This window comes from Aquimarina hainanensis (assembly GCF_042684685.1).
Lineage (GTDB): Bacteria > Bacteroidota > Bacteroidia > Flavobacteriales > Flavobacteriaceae > Aquimarina > Aquimarina hainanensis.
In genome coordinates this window covers 920,443-940,170 of record NZ_JBHULX010000039.1, presented here as the reverse complement: position 1 = coordinate 940,170, position 19,728 = coordinate 920,443, and the positions used below count along the sequence as shown (strand labels likewise).

Annotated in this window: 17 protein-coding genes; 5 read left to right on the top strand and 12 right to left on the bottom strand. The window is 33.9% G+C overall.

The window, feature by feature from the left end; all coding sequences use genetic code 11:
* Window positions 1-145: 145 nt before the first annotated feature.
* The 3 genes from ACFSTE_RS20030 to ACFSTE_RS20020 form a co-directional block, all read right to left on the bottom strand.
* Window positions 146-1,462 (bottom strand): short-chain dehydrogenase, encoded by a 1,317-nt coding sequence (locus ACFSTE_RS20030; protein WP_176029895.1) that lies wholly within the window; start codon window positions 1,460-1,462, stop codon window positions 146-148.
* A gap of 252 nt (window positions 1,463-1,714) precedes the next feature.
* Window positions 1,715-2,158 (bottom strand): GNAT family N-acetyltransferase, encoded by a 444-nt coding sequence (locus tag ACFSTE_RS20025; RefSeq protein ID WP_378255352.1) that lies wholly within the window; start codon window positions 2,156-2,158, stop codon window positions 1,715-1,717.
* 23 nt (window positions 2,159-2,181) lie between these two features.
* Complete coding sequence (locus tag ACFSTE_RS20020; protein WP_254884024.1) at window positions 2,182-2,853, bottom strand: class I SAM-dependent methyltransferase; 672 nt, start codon at window positions 2,851-2,853, stop codon at window positions 2,182-2,184.
* Window positions 2,854-3,179: 326 nt separating this feature from the next.
* Here ACFSTE_RS20020 and ACFSTE_RS20015 point away from each other — a divergent pair, with 326 nt between their 5' ends.
* Together ACFSTE_RS20015 and ACFSTE_RS20010 are read left to right on the top strand one after the other, a co-directional pair.
* A complete protein-coding gene (locus ACFSTE_RS20015; protein ID WP_378255350.1) occupies window positions 3,180-4,733 on the top strand; it encodes an NAD(P)/FAD-dependent oxidoreductase in 1,554 nt (517 codons plus the stop codon).
* A 32-nt stretch (window positions 4,734-4,765) separates the two neighbouring features.
* Window positions 4,766-5,488: a copper homeostasis protein CutC gene (locus tag ACFSTE_RS20010; RefSeq protein ID WP_378255348.1), complete on the top strand. Its 723-nt coding sequence runs from the start codon at window positions 4,766-4,768 to the stop codon at window positions 5,486-5,488.
* An 11-nt stretch (window positions 5,489-5,499) separates the two neighbouring features.
* Here ACFSTE_RS20010 and ACFSTE_RS20005 read toward each other — a convergent pair whose 3' ends face one another.
* The 4 genes from ACFSTE_RS20005 to ACFSTE_RS19990 form a co-directional block, all read right to left on the bottom strand.
* Complete coding sequence (locus ACFSTE_RS20005) at window positions 5,500-6,702, bottom strand: GAF domain-containing sensor histidine kinase (protein WP_378255346.1); 1,203 nt, start codon at window positions 6,700-6,702, stop codon at window positions 5,500-5,502.
* A 198-nt stretch (window positions 6,703-6,900) separates the two neighbouring features.
* Entirely contained in the window at window positions 6,901-8,628 is a 1,728-nt protein-coding gene (locus ACFSTE_RS20000; protein ID WP_378255344.1) for a cytochrome-c peroxidase, read from the bottom strand.
* Window positions 8,629-8,696: 68 nt separating this feature from the next.
* Window positions 8,697-10,160, bottom strand: coding sequence for an alkaline phosphatase PhoX (locus ACFSTE_RS19995; protein WP_176029901.1), 1,464 nt, complete (start codon window positions 10,158-10,160; stop codon window positions 8,697-8,699).
* A gap of 186 nt (window positions 10,161-10,346) precedes the next feature.
* Window positions 10,347-11,111, bottom strand: coding sequence for a TIGR02757 family protein (locus ACFSTE_RS19990; protein WP_378298361.1), 765 nt, complete (start codon window positions 11,109-11,111; stop codon window positions 10,347-10,349).
* A 1,266-nt stretch (window positions 11,112-12,377) separates the two neighbouring features.
* On the opposite strand from ACFSTE_RS19990, the gene ACFSTE_RS19985 reads away from it, so the two are divergent.
* On the top strand, window positions 12,378-13,223 hold the full coding sequence (locus ACFSTE_RS19985; protein ID WP_176029902.1) for a M57 family metalloprotease: 846 nt from the start codon (window positions 12,378-12,380) through the stop codon (window positions 13,221-13,223).
* Between the two features lie 82 nt (window positions 13,224-13,305).
* On the opposite strand, the gene ACFSTE_RS19980 is transcribed toward ACFSTE_RS19985, so the two are convergent.
* Together ACFSTE_RS19980 and ACFSTE_RS19975 are read right to left on the bottom strand one after the other, a co-directional pair.
* Window positions 13,306-13,968 (bottom strand): ABC transporter ATP-binding protein, encoded by a 663-nt coding sequence (locus ACFSTE_RS19980; RefSeq protein WP_176029903.1) that lies wholly within the window; start codon window positions 13,966-13,968, stop codon window positions 13,306-13,308.
* Window positions 13,969-14,033: 65 nt separating this feature from the next.
* Window positions 14,034-16,463, bottom strand: a complete 2,430-nt coding sequence (locus ACFSTE_RS19975; RefSeq protein WP_176029904.1) for a DUF5916 domain-containing protein — start codon at window positions 16,461-16,463, stop codon at window positions 14,034-14,036.
* 342 nt (window positions 16,464-16,805) lie between these two features.
* Here ACFSTE_RS19975 and folE point away from each other — a divergent pair, with 342 nt between their 5' ends.
* Together folE and ACFSTE_RS19965 are read left to right on the top strand one after the other, a co-directional pair.
* Window positions 16,806-17,402 (top strand): GTP cyclohydrolase I FolE, encoded by a 597-nt coding sequence (gene folE, locus ACFSTE_RS19970; RefSeq protein WP_176029905.1) that lies wholly within the window; start codon window positions 16,806-16,808, stop codon window positions 17,400-17,402.
* Window positions 17,403-17,459: 57 nt separating this feature from the next.
* The gene (locus tag ACFSTE_RS19965) at window positions 17,460-17,759 is read left to right on the top strand and encodes a hypothetical protein (RefSeq protein WP_176029906.1); all 300 of its coding nucleotides are present in this window, start codon (window positions 17,460-17,462) and stop codon (window positions 17,757-17,759) included.
* On the opposite strand, the gene ACFSTE_RS19960 is transcribed toward ACFSTE_RS19965, so the two are convergent.
* The 3 genes from ACFSTE_RS19960 to ACFSTE_RS19950 all read right to left on the bottom strand — a co-directional run bounded on the left by ACFSTE_RS19960 (window position 17,756) and on the right by ACFSTE_RS19950 (window position 19,526).
* The gene (locus ACFSTE_RS19960) at window positions 17,756-18,277 is read right to left on the bottom strand and encodes a DUF6787 family protein (RefSeq protein ID WP_378255340.1); all 522 of its coding nucleotides are present in this window, start codon (window positions 18,275-18,277) and stop codon (window positions 17,756-17,758) included. The two genes, ACFSTE_RS19965 and ACFSTE_RS19960, sit on opposite strands and share 4 nt — an antisense overlap.
* A gap of 39 nt (window positions 18,278-18,316) precedes the next feature.
* Window positions 18,317-18,742 carry a DUF6146 family protein gene (locus ACFSTE_RS19955; RefSeq protein ID WP_378255338.1) on the bottom strand — a complete coding sequence of 142 codons (426 nt, stop codon included), beginning with the start codon at window positions 18,740-18,742 and terminating at the stop codon, window positions 18,317-18,319.
* A 148-nt stretch (window positions 18,743-18,890) separates the two neighbouring features.
* Entirely contained in the window at window positions 18,891-19,526 is a 636-nt protein-coding gene (locus ACFSTE_RS19950; RefSeq protein ID WP_176029909.1) for a DUF937 domain-containing protein, read from the bottom strand.
* Between the last annotated feature and the right edge of the window lie 202 nt (window positions 19,527-19,728).

Sequence of the window (19,728 nt, the reverse complement as noted above, 5' to 3'; positions counted from 1 at the left end):
TAAACTTAATGATTTAGTATGAGAGAAATTTTCATGCGAATGGTCAATTTGAAACACAGTTATTTTCTGATCATCAGTACTTAGATGCATCGGAATTAAGATTCTTTATAAAAGAAGATTTTAGATAGATACTTATTTTAAGAGGTTATTCTTCTTTTTCGGGTAATAATTCCTTTGCCTTATCCCATAATTTACTCCCTTCATCTTTCAGTGTTTTTCCCGCATTTTCGATAGTTTCCATATTTGAGTATTTGTCGATATTTTCAATAAAATGATTAAAGGAATCGATCGTGTCAAAAACCTCGTCAGTATAAGGGATTTCATGTGCTTTCATCAGCTTTTTCCAATCCACTTTGATAAGTATCGAAATCATATATTTTGTGGCAACCTTACTGAGGAAATATTTGTCGTATACCCCATTTAGTACTTTTCCGGTCTCTCTGTTTTGCAGGTATGTTATTGATTCATTCATAGATGCTCTTTCGGTATTTGATAGCAGGGGACTGGTTTTTAGTTTTTTTATGGCAATAATTGCTTTTTCGGGTTCTTCATTTTTTAGGTACAAAAACGTTTCTATTGCCCAGACAATTTCATTGTCTAATCCTATTTCTTTTGCATCTGAAATAAAACTTTCAAAATCCTTAAGGGCTCTTTTTTCATCAATTTCGCGATCCATCATTAATCGATCGAAACCTCTGAACAAATGATTAATCGCATGAAATGCAATGTGCGTTTTTTTATTATCCAGCTTTCCCCACTGAAAAATTGTTCTGGTAAAAGCCAGGTCTATTGTAGGGTGTTTTTCCAGCCATTCGATATTTTTAGAAATTTCATCTTCTGATAAATAAAATAATTTTTTCTCAAAGAAGAGAAATCCTCTGAAGAATTGTAATAGTGCTTTGATTTCTCCATCAGGGAGACGTTCTGGATGCGTTTTTGCACTTTCATATAATGAAATTTCTTTTCCCAGATCACGGCTGGCAATGACAATAATGCTTAATAAAGCATGTTCCATGTTTTGAATAAATTCTTTATCATTTTTTTCGGCAATCGGATGTTGTACCAAGATGGAGTCTCCACTAATTTTATGGAATACTTCTAAGAGGGTAGGAAAAGAATCTTCATCTGTTTTTTTTATAAATTTTTTAATAGAATTATAATCTTTATACAGGTTTATATAATCCATTAGAGACCATTCTTCAGGAGATTTAGCCTGTTCTGAGAGAAAAGTATTCGATACTTTGTCTAATGTTTTTTTGAATTTTTGATATTCCTGATTTTTATGATTTTCGGCACCAGCGGATCGAATACATATTTTTCCAAACTTATAGAGGAGTACTTTATCGGAGTCTAATTGCGATTCCAAGGCTAATTTATCTTGTTCTAAGAGGGCTTTATCCGATTTTTCATTAAAACAACTACAAAAAAGAAAGGAAATGATAAGTAAAAATTGAATTCTCATAGGGTCTAAGTTACAAGTGCATCAGATCGATCTTCTACATTTTAATAAAAAAACAGATTGACTATCTATAGATCATTCACAAGAGACCTGAATATATGAACGTTCTATAAAAAGACAATACAGGATTGTAGCTGACAAATATCAACTAAAAAACGAATTTACGTCATTCTTAAAACTAAAAGTCCTGTTAAATATAGAGACAAAATATATGACAAACAGCTTCAGGAATTTCGAGAAACTGTTTGTCTTACGTTATTCTTGAACAAGAATTAGTACTTTTTGATCATATGTCTTATTACACCATTGATGCTTATCTAGAATACTCTGGGGGACATCGCGTTGTGTTTTATGATCGTATAGTATAAAATTACATTGTTTATAAAAGGGAAATAGATGTTTAAAAGGAAGGCACCATATTTTTTGTCCTTTGCTTTTTTCCTGGAGAAGCCGCAAGACAATTTTTTTTGCAATTCCTAGTCCTCTATATTTTTTAGCAACAAAAATTCCTCCTAGTTCTTTATGTATGTTATTAATGAATACCAGGCGTCCGACTCCACATTTTTGTTGATCAGTTTCTGCGATAACAATAAATTCATTTGAAAAATCAGAATGTGTAAACCCAATGCTGGAATAGGTGTTATTTACCCATTGCATATCATCAAGTGTCGCATTTTTTATTCTGATGGAAACATTCATGTAGGATCAAACTAAAATACTGGTTATTTAATCAGAGAAACAACAGAAAAGAAGCGTTCAACAGCTGTTCCTGTTTTGCTGGTAATTGTTTCTGTAAACGTAGTTTTTTTTTCTATTTTAAAAGGAGATTTTCTAATTAGTTCTACTATTTTTTCATCATCATATAAGGTGAAACCGTATTTTGTAAAAGGTAATTTTTCCATAAAATCTTTATGAGCATAAGTGATATTTACTCGACCATTCCCTTTTAATACCCGATATAGTTCATTAAGGAAAGTAGTAGGGTTTCTCCAAAAGTAAATTGTGTTGACGGTCATTATTTTATCAAAATAATGATCCTGAAATGGAATCTGTTCTCCATTGTAAAGTGTGAAAGTAGCCCCATTCTCTTTTATAAAAAATTGATTAATGTGGATGGCTTCTTCCCTCATTAACTCAGAAATTTCAAGACCATTATATTTGATTGTCTGTTTGATATCAAACAATCTGGATAGATGCTCACAGTTTCCGTGACCAATTTCTAAAATGATGTCATAGTCTGCTATTTTTAAAGCATTAGCGGTCTGAAGGGTCATACTGATATTCGTCTCATTCATAAGATTGGCGATATCAATCCCTTTTTTGCCATTAGGGCAGCTAAGTTGTTCGGCAAGTTCTTTAATTTCTGTTTCTGACAGTTCTTGTACTGTTTTCATGGGCATGGATGATTAATACATTCTTAAAAACTACATTAGATATTGGGGGCATCTTAGGAGATTGTATTGAATATATGGTTTTCCGTAACAAAAATAAAAGTATAAACCAGTAAATGGTTTATAGACAGTATAATTGTACTATTGTTAGCACAAATAAAAATCAATGTCTAACAAGTAAAAATAAAAACAATAGAACAGGTAGAAAGAGTTCTAACAAAATTTTAACGAATACAAAATTGTTTAGGCGTGTAAAGACTTGAATATAGAATTTTGAAATATCTATTGTTGTATCTTCGCTAAATATAAGGATAAACACATACGAGCAGGTGCAATACGAATTTACAATCCAGGTACTTCCGGAGGTAGCGGCAAAAGAAGAATTATTAAAGAAAGAAATTTCAGTAAAGAACAATCTCTCTCTGAAAGAAATACGGTATATAGAAATACTAAAAAGATCTATTGATGCCAGGCAAAGAATTGTAAAGATTAATCTAAAAGTAAAGGTTTTTGTAAATGAAGATTTTGTAAAAACGCCCATTGAATTACCAGAATACCCGACTGTTGATACTGCCAGAGAAATTGTTATAATAGGTGCTGGACCAGCAGGATTATTTGCAGCATTACGTTGTGTAGAGTGGGGATATAAACCTATTGTATTAGAGAGAGGGAAAGATGTACGAGCCAGAAGAAGAGATCTAAAAGCTATCAACAATGATCATATTGTTAATGAAGACTCTAATTACTGTTTCGGAGAAGGAGGAGCAGGTACCTATAGTGATGGAAAGCTATATACCAGATCTAAAAAAAGGGGAGATGTACAACGAATCTTGAAATTACTGGTTGGATTTGGCGCTACGGAGCAAATTTTAGTAGAAGCGCATCCACATATAGGAACAAATAAGTTGCCGGCTATTATAGCCGAAATTAGGGAAAAGATAGTGGCTCATGGTGGAGAAGTTCGATTCGAAACCCGGGTTACAGATTTTGAACTGAAAAATGGGGAGATATCAGCGGTTATTACTCAGGGAGGAACGGTAATAGATACCAACAAGGTAATTCTAGCGACTGGGCATTCTGCCAGAGATATTTTTGAGCTGCTATATCGAAAAAAAATTGCTATTGAGGCGAAACCTTTTGCACTTGGTGTTCGAGTAGAACACACCCAGGAACTAATAGATCAGATTCAATATAAGTGTGATGTACGAAGTCGATATTTACCACCATCTCCTTATAGTGTAGTAAAACAAGTCAATGGAAGAGGGATGTACTCATTTTGTATGTGCCCAGGAGGGGTTATTGCTCCTTGTGCTACTAGTCCTGGAGAGGTAGTTACTAACGGCTGGTCTCCCTCAAAGCGTAATCATCCAACTTCTAACAGTGGGATTGTGGTAGAATTGAGATTAGAGGATTTTGCAGCGTATGAACGTTTTGGCCCACTGGCGGGAGTTTATTTTCAAAAAGAAATAGAGCAACGTTCCTGGGAGCTGGCAGGAAAAACCCAACGAGTTCCGGGACAACGTTTAATGGATTTGGTAGCAGGAAAAGTTTCTACTCATTTGCCACAGACATCTTATAAACCAGGACTAAGCTCAGTAGATATGGGAGCTGTTTTTCCACCTTTTATTCATGATGTTTTGAAAAAAGGCTTTGTCGATTTTGATAAAAGCATGAAAGGGTATTTAACCAATGAGGCTGTTGTGCATGCTCCTGAGTCCAGAACATCTTCTCCTGTCCGGATTCCCAGAGATAGACAAACCTTAGAACACATAGTCGTAAAAGGATTGTATCCATGTGGAGAAGGAGCGGGATATGCCGGAGGGATTATTTCTGCTGCTATTGACGGCGAAAAGTGCATGGAAGCTTGCATTCGCTCGTTATAAAATTATAGTATTGTCTAAGAAAAAATATAGTAATGTTATTAGAAGTTTGTGCGAATTCTTTCGAATCAGCAGTATGTGCACAGGAAGCAGGAGCTCATAGAATAGAGTTATGTTCTGCACTGGGAATAGGAGGAATCACTCCGTCCTATGGCATGCTAAAGCAGGTAATGGAAACATTGAATATTCCGGTTCATGTATTGATTCGTCCCAGAGGAGGTCATTTTACTTATTCTGAAGAAGAGTTATCTGTAATGAAAGCAGATATTAAGTTTTGTAAAGAAATTGGGTGTGCAGGTATTGTATCCGGGGTATTAGATCGTAATCAGTCGATTGATGTAGAAAAAACAGCAGAATTGATGACTGCATCAGAAGGCATGTCTTTTACATTTCACAGGGCATTTGATTGGGTATTGTCTCCGGAAATAGAACTTCAAAAATTATTGTCTCTGAAGGTTGATAGAGTATTGACCTCTGGGCAAGAAAAAAGTGCCGTGGCAGGAATAGACTTACTGAATCGTTTAAAAAAGATTGCTTCGAATCAATTGATTATCATGCCTGGAGGAGGGATTACAGCATCGAATGTATCCGTTTTTAAAGAGCAGGGTTTTGAAGAGGTACACTCCTCGGCAACGAAGATTATAGCTTCTGGTATTGGTACAGGAATATCTATGAATACCACCGCTATGATTGATGATGGGAAAGAAATAATATCTGATAAGCAAAAGATTAAAGGGCTATTAGAAAGGATAAAGTAAATTCGTGCTTTTTATTTTTTGATCAGGAACTCAAAAGTTGTTTGAACCCCCATAGTAGAAGCGACATTGATAGAACCTCCTAAATTATTTATTATTTTTTTTACAGTAGATAAACCAATCCCATTTCCTTTATTTCCACTACGATCCACTGTATTGGCAGTTGCAAATAAATCAAAGATGGTTTTTAATTTCTCCTCAGGAATTCCCATACCATTATCAGTGATTTTAAAACGGTAATAGCTTGTATCCTCTGAAGTGTCAATGTTGATATGTATTTTTTCTTTGTCGTTATATTTTAAGCTGTTACCAATAAGATTGATCAAAATCTGTTTTAAAGCCAATCGATTACAGTTTAATGTTTGAGTGTTTTTAGGAAATTGAATAGTACAGTTACTAGAAATGTTTAATAAATTCAGAATCTCACGGAGTAAATCTTCAAAAAGAAATTGTTCCGGTTCTTTTTGGATCAGAGAATCACTTTCATAGTGATCCAGTACATCATTTATATATGTACTCATGGAGAAAGAAGAATGTCTGATATAGTCAAAATACTTTAGTGTTTCTTTATCCAGATATTTAGTCAATTTGAGTTTTAAAACATCAGAGGTAGTTATAATATTGGCCAAAGGCATTTTGAGATCATGTGATATAACCTGAGCAAATTCTTTCAGGGTTTCATTTCGATGCTTTAATTTGCCTTGCATTTTTTCCAAATCCTTATTTTTTTTATTAAGTTCAAAAAGAATAATCACCTGATTAGCTAGCGCTTTTAAGGAGCTGATTTGTGTATCAGATAAGGTTTTGGGGGCACTATCAATAACTGATAAAGTACCAAGGGCAAATCCATTGTGATCAATTAACGGAATTCCTGCATAGAAGATGAAGGGTTGATCACCTTCAGTAAATGGGTTTTTATGGAACCTTGGGTCTTTTCTGGTATCCGATATAATCAAGGGTTTTTCTGGAGTCAGAATTGCATGAGCACAGAAAGAATATTTTCTCGGGATTTCGCATACAGAAATTCCATATTTAGATTTATACCATTCCCGATTACTATCTACTAAAGAAATCAAAGCTACTTCCACCTCACAGAGGTGAGCAGCCAATGTTGTAATTTCATTAAACTCTTTTTCAGATTCTGTGTCCAGAATATGAAGAGATTTTAATGCTTTGATTCTAAAGCTTTCATTAGTAGGTGTTTCAGGTATGATCATGGGCTTCTTAAGAGTAATTGCATTACTTATATACAATTCAAACTAAAATTAGTTAAAAATTAGTTAATTACCTAGTGCTTATTTATTCAATTACTGTAAAAACATGATAAAAGGATAAAATGACAATATATATTCCTTTTTTTTAGGGGATTTTCCGTAAAAAATAGGGCACATCTCTCTTTTAGATGTGCCTTGTTTTTAGTAATCCTCCAATGCATTCATAAATGCAATGAGATCATTAATTTCCTGTTGATTGAGATGTAAAGGATCAGAAGGGAGGGTTTGGTACTCCTGATGGATTCCAATACCACTTCCCCCGCCACGATTATAAAAATCAATTACTTCTTCCAGAGTTGTATATACTCCATTATGCATATAGGGAGCCGTTTTACTGACATTTCTTACTGTAGAGGTTTTGAAAAAGTGTTTTCGTTCGGGAGTTTTATATACGTAATATCTGCCCAGATCGTCACTGATCATAGCATTTATAGTATCATTTGTAGAGGGAACACCTAATAGTTCTATTTCGGATTCTTTATAATTAGGAGGGACGGTACCATTAAATAAAGGTGGGAAATGACAAGTAGCACATTTAGCTTTTCCGTTAAACAGGTTAAAACCATTAATCTCACTTGCGGTTAGTGTATTTTCCAAACCATTGATGTTATTATCGAATTTAGAATTAAAAGGAGTCAGGCTTCGTATATAGTTTGCAATGGCATTTCTGATTTGCTTTTCTGAGATGTCTTGTCCTGAATATGCATCAGCAAATTGCTTTCTATAAGAACTATCAGTTTTAATTACAGTTTCTAATGCCAGAAGGTTTGTATGAAATTCATTTTTATTGTTTACTACCGAAACAATTTGTCCTTCTAAGCTTCCGGCTCTTTTGTCATAAAAAAAAGCTTTTTGTAGGGAAGCATATAGCAGGGTAGGGCTATTTCTGGTTAATCCTTTTGGTGTTTTCAGACCATCTGTAAACCCCTTTTCTTTTAGATGACAAGTAGCACAACTGATTTTCTGATTGGCACTTAGATTAGTATCATTAAACAATTTTTTTCCTAAAGCTATTTTTTCTTTAGTGATTGCTCCTGAATTTCTGTCAGAGAAATAGTTCGTATTGAATGTCGAATTAGAAAAAAGAGAAGTCGCCTCATTTTTAATAGCAAGTTCAAAAGGAAAAGTAACATGCCAATCTGTAACAGTGTTCTTCCAAAGTTCCATTTGCGGGTGTGTATGATTTTTGATAAAATGATACCTGTCAAAATCGTTAAAGTCACCCTGTAAGCTAAGAATAGTTTGATCAATTTCTCGATTCCATGCTTGGTATAATTGAATCTCCTGGAATTCAGTTTTATAAAATGATAAGTATTCCTTAAGACTAGTATAGACGGATTGAGCGTCGAAGAGCGAATTTTCTAACACAGGAGAGTCAAAACCGGTAATTCCTGTAAGTGCTACCCGGTGAATTCCTTTTCGAAACATCCATAAAAAATGATATGGTTTTATATGTTTGAAAGAAATATTCTTTTTTACCAGTTTTAGTCTGTTTTTAGCAAGAGTTGTATGCCGGGTAATAGCATCAGGAATCAGTGTGTCAGCGAATAATGTTTCTTCGATCACTTGATAACCACCCGGAGATTTAATTTTGATGTCTGTATAGTCTTCTTCTTCAATTTTTAAAATATTTGGCTGATTGAGAAAATTATAATTTTCTTCATCCAGTGATGCTAGAAGAGGTTCCATGTATTTAAAATACTTTCTGGATGTTAGAAAGTGTTTTTTCGCATTTGTACTATCAATAATAATACTATCCAGGTATTGAATAGCCAGGGTAATATCTCTTGTAAATTTGTTTTTGGATAAAACCTCAGGAGGGATGGCTTCTGTTTTCTCAGGAGATTGCTTACAGGCAGTAAGGAACATGAGAAAGAGGCTTATACATAGATAAGCCCCTTTAAATATTCTGTAATTCAAATTGTAAAATTATAATGTTAACGATCTAAACCTTTGATTATATATAGGGTACTACCTTCTTTTCTACTCTCAGCGATATTCGGATTGGCTGTAGGATCTGTAAATGGAGTTCCATCTGCTTTTTCCCATCCGTGATTCTGGGTAATAAGCAAGAATGTTTCTTTTACATCGATAATATCAGAAATATCAATCATTCCTGTTATTTCCCATGCTTTTTCAGTATTTCCATATCCAGCAGCAGCAGCAGCTACTTGATCACATTCGAATACAGGTTTTAATTGACCAGTGTTGATCCCGTATTGATATAATCTGGCATAATGATTTGCAGCAGGTTTGAAATCCTGAATTCCATTAGGATCTTCCTGTATATAAAGGTAATTTTCTGTAACAAGAATATTATCAGGACTGTGAAACTCTCCAGCTTTTCCATCTGTTTTATCCCCGTCGAGAATGCAGGTTATTTTCCCTGCTTTGGTAGGGTCATTTTCGTTAAGAACTACTTTGTATACGCGACCAGATCTACTTCCTTTTCCTACCAATCCAGGTTTATCTCTTCCAGTTACACAAAAATAAACTTCTCTGTTATTAGCTGCAGATCCTCTTCTCCAGTCGATATCTTCTAATCTAGAGAATCCCATAACTCCTTTTTCTTTGGCTTCTGCATCTAGAAGACTTACTTCTTTTTCTTTTAGTTCTACAAACTCGATATCGTAAGAGGTTCCTTCTTTCATATCCATTTCATAGGTGATTCCAGGAGCGATTACTTTTAGACCGTATAGTTTTCCATTTTCCAGTTCTCCTTTATCTCCTACGTACATACCTAATTGTCCGGAAGGGACTTCATTATCAGAGTGATCATCTCCTATGAATACAACTGTTTTTCCCGGATATGCATCTTGCCCGATTGCTACGGCATTTTCAGTGGACCACTGTCCCATAGCAGTTAACATTTTTGGGGAGCTGGCAGCAGTAGCAGCTTTAAATGGATTGGTAGCAAATACCCCTTTGGAAGAACCTCCCCATTCACCTCCTGATAAATATAGCGGACCAAAACCGTGTTCCTCCAAAGAGATCATAGATCCGGAACATTGAGCTGTCTCAGCAGTAGCAATTGCATTAAGGATATGTTCTCCTTTGATTGGTTTAAAGGTTTTATCCAGTGTGATTCTGGCAATGGCATAATCAGCCTCTATATTATTTATTAAAGTATATGTCTCATCTTCATTATATAATAAGCCCGCACCATCGGCCATAGATCCATAGGTGAAATTAGGAATATAGGTATCTTCTGATGATAAAAGAGTATATACTTCGACATCTTCAAATCCTGACATTTTTTTTAAAAACGAAGGAGATTTTGAGTGACTTTTTAATTCTATAGCTTCTCCTCTGGAAGAGTTATTTGCCTGATCATCATCTTTGTTACATGATGCGCATAGTGATAGAAAAGCTAGTGTAGTTACTTGTAAGTAATTTTTCATGATTATGCATTGTGTTTTATAATCACAAAATAACTTAAGAGTACTTACTTAGTTCTTATGTAGATATTTTATAAGTATTAAGGTATGGTAAAGTTACTGTTTCTTATGTAAAATTAGTGTTGTTTTTTAGAATGAATCTAATTTATTAAGAACTGTTTTTGGTTTATATTATTACTATATAGTAGGTTAAAACTTTTCGAATATTCCCAGACCAAATAGCGCAAAATCATATTTCACAGGATCATTTTTATCGAATTTCCGTAGTGTTTGATCTAATTCAGCAAGCGCTTTCCCATCATTTTGCTTTCTTTTTAGAAGCCCTAATTTTCTGGCAACATTGCCAGAATGTACATCTAGAGGGCAGGATAGCTGCGCAGGTGAGATTTTATTCCATATGCCGAGATCAACTCCTGCTTTGGCGTCTCTAACCATCCACCTGAGAAACATATTGATTCTTTTAGCAGCAGAATTTTTATGAGGATCACTAATGTGTTTTTGTGTTCTACTGGGGTGGGGGATGCTAAAAAACTCTTTTTTGAATTCATGGATTGCATGTTGTAATGTGTCTTTTTCTGCATGTATGGCAAAAAAAGGCTCCAATCCATCATGTATGGTATAAAGATGCCTTAGCGCAGTAATAAAATAAGCAAGATCTATACTGTTAAAGGTACGGTGTACAAAACCATCCAACCCTTCTAATTGTGATTGTGTATGAGACATAACAAAATCATACGGGCTATCTCCCAGTAATTTCATTAGCTTATGAGCATTCGTCAATATACTTTTTCTATTCCCCCAGGAGATGGTGGCAGTCAGGAATCCTGCAATTTCGATATCTTGTTTGAGAGAAAACAAATGAGGAATTTGAATAGGGTCAGTTTCAATGAATTTAGGATGTTCATAGAAGGAAGCTTTTTCGTTTAAAAAGCTCTTTATTTCTGATTTTGTCAATTTTTTCACTAAGAAGTTTGTATAAAATAGATCACTAAGTCCTTTGTTATGAGAGGTTATGTGGGAAGAATATACAATTTCCCGTTAAGCCTCTATATGTTACTAAAGTTACTATAATGATAGATGTTACAGAGGCAAAGATACGATTCAGAAGGTGATAACTAAGTATTATTTATACGGGAAGTGAAAATTATAATAAAAATGGATTTAGTCATTGATTTAATACACTTCGTACAGTGAAAACGACATTTAGTATGTTGCAACTTTCATTAAATTTACTTTAAGTATAAATTGTTGCAACTTTTTAATTTAACACAAGCTCAAATGAAAACTCTTATCTCACCTGTGTCCCTTGCACGAACATCGGAGGTATTTTATTCTTATTCCAAAGGAAAAAGATATTTTGTATTAGGAAATTGGTAAACCCATTATTAAAAAAGTCTTATAAATATTAGGTTATAGTTATATGTTTATGGGAAGAGTTTTACTGCATATGGAATAGTTTTTCATATGTGACAAAGCATTGTCTTTTTGGTAGGTTTTTTAATATAGAGTGGATATTATCAAGATGTATAAGATTGTTTATTACCGATGACATAAACCCATATCTTATTTTAATAGTATCTTTTTCACATAAATTACAATATCAACGGGTGCGCAATTTATTTAATAGATTGGTATTGTATGCATCTATCTCTATAAAGCAATAGTTTACCTACTTTAGTAATCTAAAAGACAATATTATTGTTGAAAGAAAGAGGTTTCTTAACTGGAAACCTCTTTTATTTTTTTAACTATCTTCGGGATAAGTAGCACATCCCTGTATTCTTGAGATGTATTATAAATACTTTCTTTCTTATATCGTAGGATATGTAAATACGGTTACGTTTACCTCTAAATTAAAAAAATCGTATCCTACATATGAATATTTCCAAAACGTTTTGTTCAGAAGTACTTCACTTATACATTGATTAAAAACATCTATTATTTAGAAATAAGAGAACTACTTAGATAGGAAATCATTTATAAAGTATGCGAGTAGTGTTTGCTAGTATGTGATTTTTGTTCTGAAAACAGGTATTTGGTTGATTTTTAACGGTTAAAATGTTAAAATGTTACGTTTATTTACATTAAATTACGGTTTTATTGTAAAAAATGTACGGTTCGTACGCTAAAACATACAGTTGGTGTATTTGTATTTCATATAAACATATTGTTAACTTAATTTTAAGATATAATTAACAGTTAAACAAACCTCAAAATATTATGAAAAGAATTAAATACTTAGCTATCTGTACTTTATTAGTAGGAAGTGTTATTTCATGTCAGAAGAATGATGTAGCAGAAGAAATACAAGATGAAAAAGAAGAAGTGTCAAAAGAACAATTACTTAAGCTCGCAGCAATGGGGGTGAATACAGATGATGTTACTGTTGTTAAGAGGACTTTTTTAGATGGAGTAACTCAAAGTTTTCTTAAGAACGATACTGATTTATTGTTTTCATATGATTTGAGCTCTTATGATGATTTAGGACAAAATAAACAAGGAAATAAGCACTACAGAACAAGGAACCTTATTTCTAACTTTAATAGAACCATCGATATTTTAGGATATACTGGTAATGGAAATGCATTGACAGGAAAAATGCGTACGGCATTGCAATGGGCTGTAAATAACTATAATAGTCTAAATACTTCTTTACATTTTAGGCTGACATTTGGAACAAACTACCAGGCAGCTGATATGGTTGTTTACAATAATAATCTTCCGAATTTAGGAGGAGAAGCAGGATTTCCTGAAGGAGGAAGAGCTTTTAAATGGATTCAACTGAATCAGGGAAACGAAAGTTATCCTACAAATTTTATTGAACATGTAATCACTCATGAAATAGGACATTGTATCGGATTACGTCACACAGATTATTTTAATAGAGTATGTAATGGTGTAAATGAAGGAGATGGAGGAATAGGAGCTATCCATATTCCAGGAACTCCAAATTATATTGATATTACATCCATTATGATTTCATGCCCCCCACCAGGAACAGACCCTAATACTTATAGCGGAGAATTCACAGCCAACGATGTTAGGGCAATACAATACTTATATTAATTTTATAAGGGAAATTTTGAATTAATGGTAAGAAAAGAGTTGTCTCCCCAAAGGCAACTCTTTTTGTATGCGATTATTTTTTTTAAGTACTGATTTTACCATCTACCATCACCAATTTTCGATCTGCCATATTAGCAAGTTCTTGGTTGTGAGTAACTATGACGAAGGTTTGTCCGAATTCATCCCGAAGCTTAAAGAATAATTTGTGTAGGTTTTCTGCTGCTTCACTATCCAGATTTCCAGATGGTTCATCAGCAAAAACAACTCTGGGGTTATTTATTAATGCTCTGGCAACAGCAACTCTTTGTTGCTCCCCCCCGGATAATGCGCTAGGTTTATGATTACTTCTGTGGGATAGCTGCAAAAAATGCAATAATTCTTTTGCTCTTTTTTCTGCAACTGCTTTTGGAGTATTTTTTATAAATGCAGGGATACATATATTTTCCAAAGCGGTAAATTCTGGAAGCAACTGATGAAACTGAAAAATAAACCCTAAGGTTTCGTTTCTGAACTTAGACAGTTGTTTTTTGGAAAGCCGGGTAATATCCGAACCGCTTATTTCCAGAAAGGAACTTGTTGTACGATTAGGAGTGTCCAAAGTACCCAAAATCTGCAGTAATGTAGTTTTTCCTGCTCCGGAAGCACCTACAATTGAGACGATTTCACTTTCTTTGATATGAAGGTTAACACCTTTCAAAACATGTAAATCTCCGTAGTATTTATGAATATCGGTTGCTTTTATCATAGTATCATCAAGCTTGAAGCAGTGAAAATAATCAAAATATACTGCTTAATCATAATGATCGTGAATTAAAAGAATTCTTTTACATTATTTACGTCCAGAAAGTAAACAATGCGCAGGGATACATTATGAGTAATGTTCTGATCAAATAGGGTATCCAGGCTTTCTATATAATCAATATCAGAGAGCTCATCCTGATTAAAAATTTGATTTCGGTATAGAAGAGTAGCAAGACTTCCGGGAGCAAATCTCCAGTTAAAACTAAGGTCTAAATTCCAAATGTTGAAATTTCGATTAGGATCATTCTCAGAGATATCATAATTCTCAATCAAAGAACGGGTCCCATTATCATTTAATCGCGTAAAGATATTATCAGAATAATCAGCAGTGCTCCAAAAGTTTCTAAACCTTAAGTTGATTGATTTAAAGGGATCAAAATTATAGCTGGCACTAATGGAGTTTTCTAAAGAAGTAATATCCCTTTGACCAAAAAATACATCTGTATCATCATTATCTACATAGCCAAACTCATTATCAGATCTTAGATATTGAGAAAAGAGAATGAGCAGAAAACGATCGGAAAACCGAAACCTAGGAGAGAATTCCATTCTATAAAATCGTCTTGGGTCATCGAACCATTTTCTATAGCGGAGATCAGCATCAAAAGCGAATTTTTTTCTGTAATCAGTAGATATCCACATAGATCCTCCGTAACTCGGATTAATCAATACAAATTTACCGGAAACTCTGGGTTCGAAATAGTCTTTATTTTTAGTATTAAAAGAAGTAAACCCACCGAATGCAGTTCGATTTTTAGTACTGAAGAAAGCATTTCCGCCAAATACATTCCTTGTTTGTGTACTGGGGTCATACAATCGATTATGTCGTACAAATACATTGACCCGATATTTGTTAAACCAGCCTACAGGTTTAAAACTTTCATAAGAAGCATTTACTCTAAAATTGTTAAAATTATTTCTGAAATTAACCCCCATATCGTTAATGTCATATGAAGTATTGGCTAGGTCATATCCAAAACCATATCTGAAATTTCCTTTAATTCGATCAAAATCAATTTCAGTTGCAAAACCAGCAATATTATCTCCGGGAGTATTAACCTGACTCATTATAGTTCTACCGGTTAACCGGTAAGAATTCCTTTTATTTGTTAAGTTCCATACCAGTCCAGTAACATTAGCATCTCTGAAGTCACTACCATTTCTGGTGACATTAGTATTGATCAGAGAGATAGAGGAATTGTTATTAAATTGTTGGTCAAATACCAGAATATTATAATTAGCTAGGGACTCAACTACTTTTTTTCTTGTTTCTAGCGAGACAGTATCTGTAATAGTGACTTCGGTTTTTTCGGTGACAGCATTAAAGAAGCCGATTCCTAAATTATCTTTGGTTCTTCCCGAAATTTTTAACGCATTGAGCAGATTTACCTTTGCAGGAACATCTTCTGCTACTTCATTTTCCGAAAGTTCATCATCAGAAACTCTTTTGGTAGGAGCATTTCCTATACGCCTGGAGAAGAAAATATCTCCTTTATTAAAAAGTTCTGTTCCTTCAGTAAAAAATTGCCTGTTTTCATCAAAGGTCTGTTCGAATGGACCTAAGTTTAACCGGACTTCATCAAAAGCAGCTTGTCCAAAATCAGGGATAAGGGTAGCATCCAGTGTGAAACTGTTACTGATACCGTACTTTAGATCCATTCCGGCAGTAAAATCAGTTTTTGCTTTTCCTTCTTTAAAGGTTTCTACAACCTGAGCAAAAGGGAAAAAGGTCAGACGAATAGGAGGAGTTATATTTTTAACGCCTTCTACTATTCCTGAATATTGTGTTTGCTGTCCTATTGAGTTATCAATTCTGTTCCAGGTATGTGTTTCGTTCTGACGACTTAATTTTCTATAGAAATTGATCCCCCAATCCTGTATTTCTGTATCAGGGAACCGGAGGGCATTATACGGGATTTTGAACTCAGCATACCATCCCTTTTCATCAATAGATACTTTGGCATCAAATACTACATTATAACTAAAATCTTCTTGAAACTGATCAGCACGGGCATCCCCGATGGTACCAGCACTGGTTACAAAAAAACGCGTCTCGTTTAAACCGTCATTATAGGTGTTTAAAGAAATAACAAAAAAATCAGCTTGAACAAAAACATCATCCCTTTGACTAATTTGTCGTAAAATTTGTTCCGGTTTGTCATCATATAAATATGCAGCAAAATAAACAGCTTTATCATCATATCCCATTTTTACTTCACTTCGAATTGAAGAAGGAATATCACCGTCATTTCCAGGTTGCCACATATGAAAATCTCCAAAAGAAGGAAGTTCATCCCAAATCTTATCCGTAAGAATGCCATCTATAGTAGGGGGAGTATCAATTCTTGTCGCAGTTAATACCTTTTTATCTTGTGCGATTACAGCGGTACTAAAGAATAAAAGAAGAAGGCTTATTCTTAGAGGAAATTGCAAATTCATAAATCTTTTGGCGTTTCTTATTTTGTTTTCATTTGCAAAACTAGCTTTGTAATACATGCACCCTTACTAATAAAAAGTTAAAAACTGGATTATAGCGACTTGATTCCCTTTGTTTTTCTTAAATAAATATTGTTTTTAACAATAATTTATGAAAAATAAAGAAATGATAAGTAAGAAATAAACTCCGATCAATTTCTTGATCCTAAAATATGTTTACGGGTATTATTTGACTATTTTTAACAACTGATAAAAAAAGGAAACAATTAGGTTTGTAAAATCTCTGAACTTGGTATGAATTATGCTAGATGAAAAGAGGAAAGATAACCTGGTAAAAGAAAAAAAATGGCGTATAAAAATTTTGAAGAATACAATATAAAAGTTACTGAAAGTATTAAAAATGAATACAGATCGATAATAGAAGATATAGGAGAGGATGTAGAAAGAGAAGGAATTGTAAAAACCCCAGAAAGAGCAGCTAAGGCGATGCAATTTCTTACCCAGGGATATCACCTTAACCCGGAAGAAATTCTAAGAGGTGCTATGTTTAAGGAAGATTATGATGATATGGTTATAGTGAAAGACATTGAACTGTATTCCTTATGTGAGCATCATATGTTGCCTTTTTTTGGGAAAGCACATGTTGCTTATATACCTAATGGATATATAGTAGGTTTGAGCAAAATTCCAAGAATTGTCGATGTGTTTTCCAGAAGATTGCAAGTACAGGAACGATTGACGCATGATATTTTGGAATGCATTAATAGTACTTTACAGCCTAAGGGAGTGGCAGTAGTTATTGAAGCATCTCATATGTGCATGATGATGAGAGGAGTTCAGAAACAAAATTCAGTTACTACAACTTCTGGTTTTAGAGGACAGTTCGAAAAAATAGAAACAAGAACGGAGTTTTTGAGGTTGATTACAGCCGATTTGACATAGTATTTTTTTGGAATACTATTTGTTATCTTTATGATATAAAACCTATTATGTTATTATATGAAAGATGATAAATACAAAAAACTAGCTCTGAGTATACTTTTTGATGCCATGGGAATGGTAACTTTTTTTATTCCCGGAGTAGGGGAGTTCGGGGATATTGTCTGGGCTCCGATCGCTGCTTGGTTGATGACCAGAATGTATAAAGGGAATACAGGAAAAGCAGCTGGGATATTTACTCTTATTGAAGAAGCACTTCCAGGATTAGATGTAATTCCTACGTTTTCTATTATGTGGCTGTATACCTATGTTGTCAAAAAGAAAAAGGAAGATACAATTGTAGATATTGATCCTTCTTAATCTCTTAACATCTTGGCAAATCCCATTCTTCGAAGCATTTTCTTTTCAAAGTCCCAGAAAAATGTGAATTGCCCGAATAGCCACCCGGTAATTAAAAGTAATATTTGGTAGGCGGGAAATATTAATAGTAACCGTACAGGCCAATAAATCCAACCGTTTGTATTGCCTTTATGAATTCCTAAAAAAGAAATGATAGGCTCTGATATTTTTGCAGAAACGGATCCCGTAATTGCAAACACAATGAAGATGGCTATCATTTCCCATTTATAGTTGATCTTCCATTTTTTTTCCAGTTTATGAAATAGATATATGGTTACTCTATATAGCACGTATGTAATTAATAAGATAAGAGGATATAAAATACTCTTGTAGGTAATAGTATGTAATAAGGAAGGAAAAAAACTCAAAAAAGCTTTGCTTAATAAATAAGAGCAAAAGAGTAGGGCAACCAGACCTAAAAAGGGAAAAATTAATTGCCAGTTTTTTTTGATTTCCCACCGATCTTTTAGTTTCTTCATAGCACGAAAATACAATTAAAAAGATCCAGAATCAAAACTTTAAGATCTTGTTAATATGAATCGTTGTCGATACCGCTGCTCTAAGAATAAGAAGTAATTAAACAGTAAGTAATTTACTTCATATCCATAATCAATATTGCTTTGATAATTGATTTGTTGCTCGTATATATTGGGGTTAAATCGCTGAGGTTGTAATACTCGTTGATTGTATTCAATTACATATTGTCTGTTTCGATTCGCAAGAAATTGTTTAGAGTAAAATCCTCTGGGTCTTTGGGTTACTAGCCAGGCATTGAATCCGGGCTCTATAATGATAATTTCATATGACAGACTATCATTGCTAATTCTAATCGTATCAGAACCAATATCTGTGGTGATTGGAGCATTCATATCTTTTCCTTTATTTGTAGAAGAACAACTATAAATAAAAATGAAGAGTAATGATATTTGTAGGATAGTTTTCATATGCTTATACGGTGATCAAGGTACGAAAAAGATACTGATAATAGAATGTCTTTAACATTTTAGAAGGAAAACAAAAAACGCTCCTTTGTAGAAAAGAGCGTTAATTTTATGCATCGTATAATGACGTCTGCCGGATAATATCAGAAGGTTATTTACCAAAAAGTCCTCCTAATAATCCTCCCAGACCACCTTTTTTCTTTCCACTATTTAATAACATACCAGCTACATCATCTAACACGCTTCCATCTCCATCTGCATCAAGGAATGTTTCGATAAGTGATTGCTCTTTAGAACCAGTTCCTCCACCAAGCATTCCGCCAAGTAGACCACTTAACCCACTAGCATCACTTACATTGTTTTGCGAAGCTTGTTTTCCTAGTACTCCCATTAAGATTGGAGCCGCTACTTTCAGGATTTGTCCGACAGAACCAGCGTCGATACCTGATTTCTGACTTAGACTGTTTTCTACAGCTGTTTGTTTACTTCCTAAAATATGTCCTAATATTCCTGCTCCATCGTTTGTTACACTTTCGTCAACTCCTCCATCAAAAAGACCACCTAAATTATCTAAAATTCCACCGGTATGCTTACCTGTAAGAGCTCCTAATAAACCAGAGGCTCCCTCAGGAGTAGATGCGTTTCGTTGCATTGCTCCCATTAATACAGGCATAGCCATACTTAATAAATTACTTGTTTTGTCAGTAGACTGACCTGTTTGATTACTAACACCACTAATAATTTGCTTACCAATAGGGCTATTTAATAAATCTAAAATTCCAGACATATTTTGTTTATTTTGTTATAACATAAATTTACATTTTATTTCGAAGGAATAGAATTGTATTATATGATTTTTAAATCAATATCGATAAAATGTTGCTTTTTGTCGCTAAAGAGCTTTTTTAAGGCTTTTTTATTAATGTTTTTGACTTGTAGCTTCTTTTAATTTTTTATAGAGAGTGTATATTTTTTATTCTAAAAAGAAA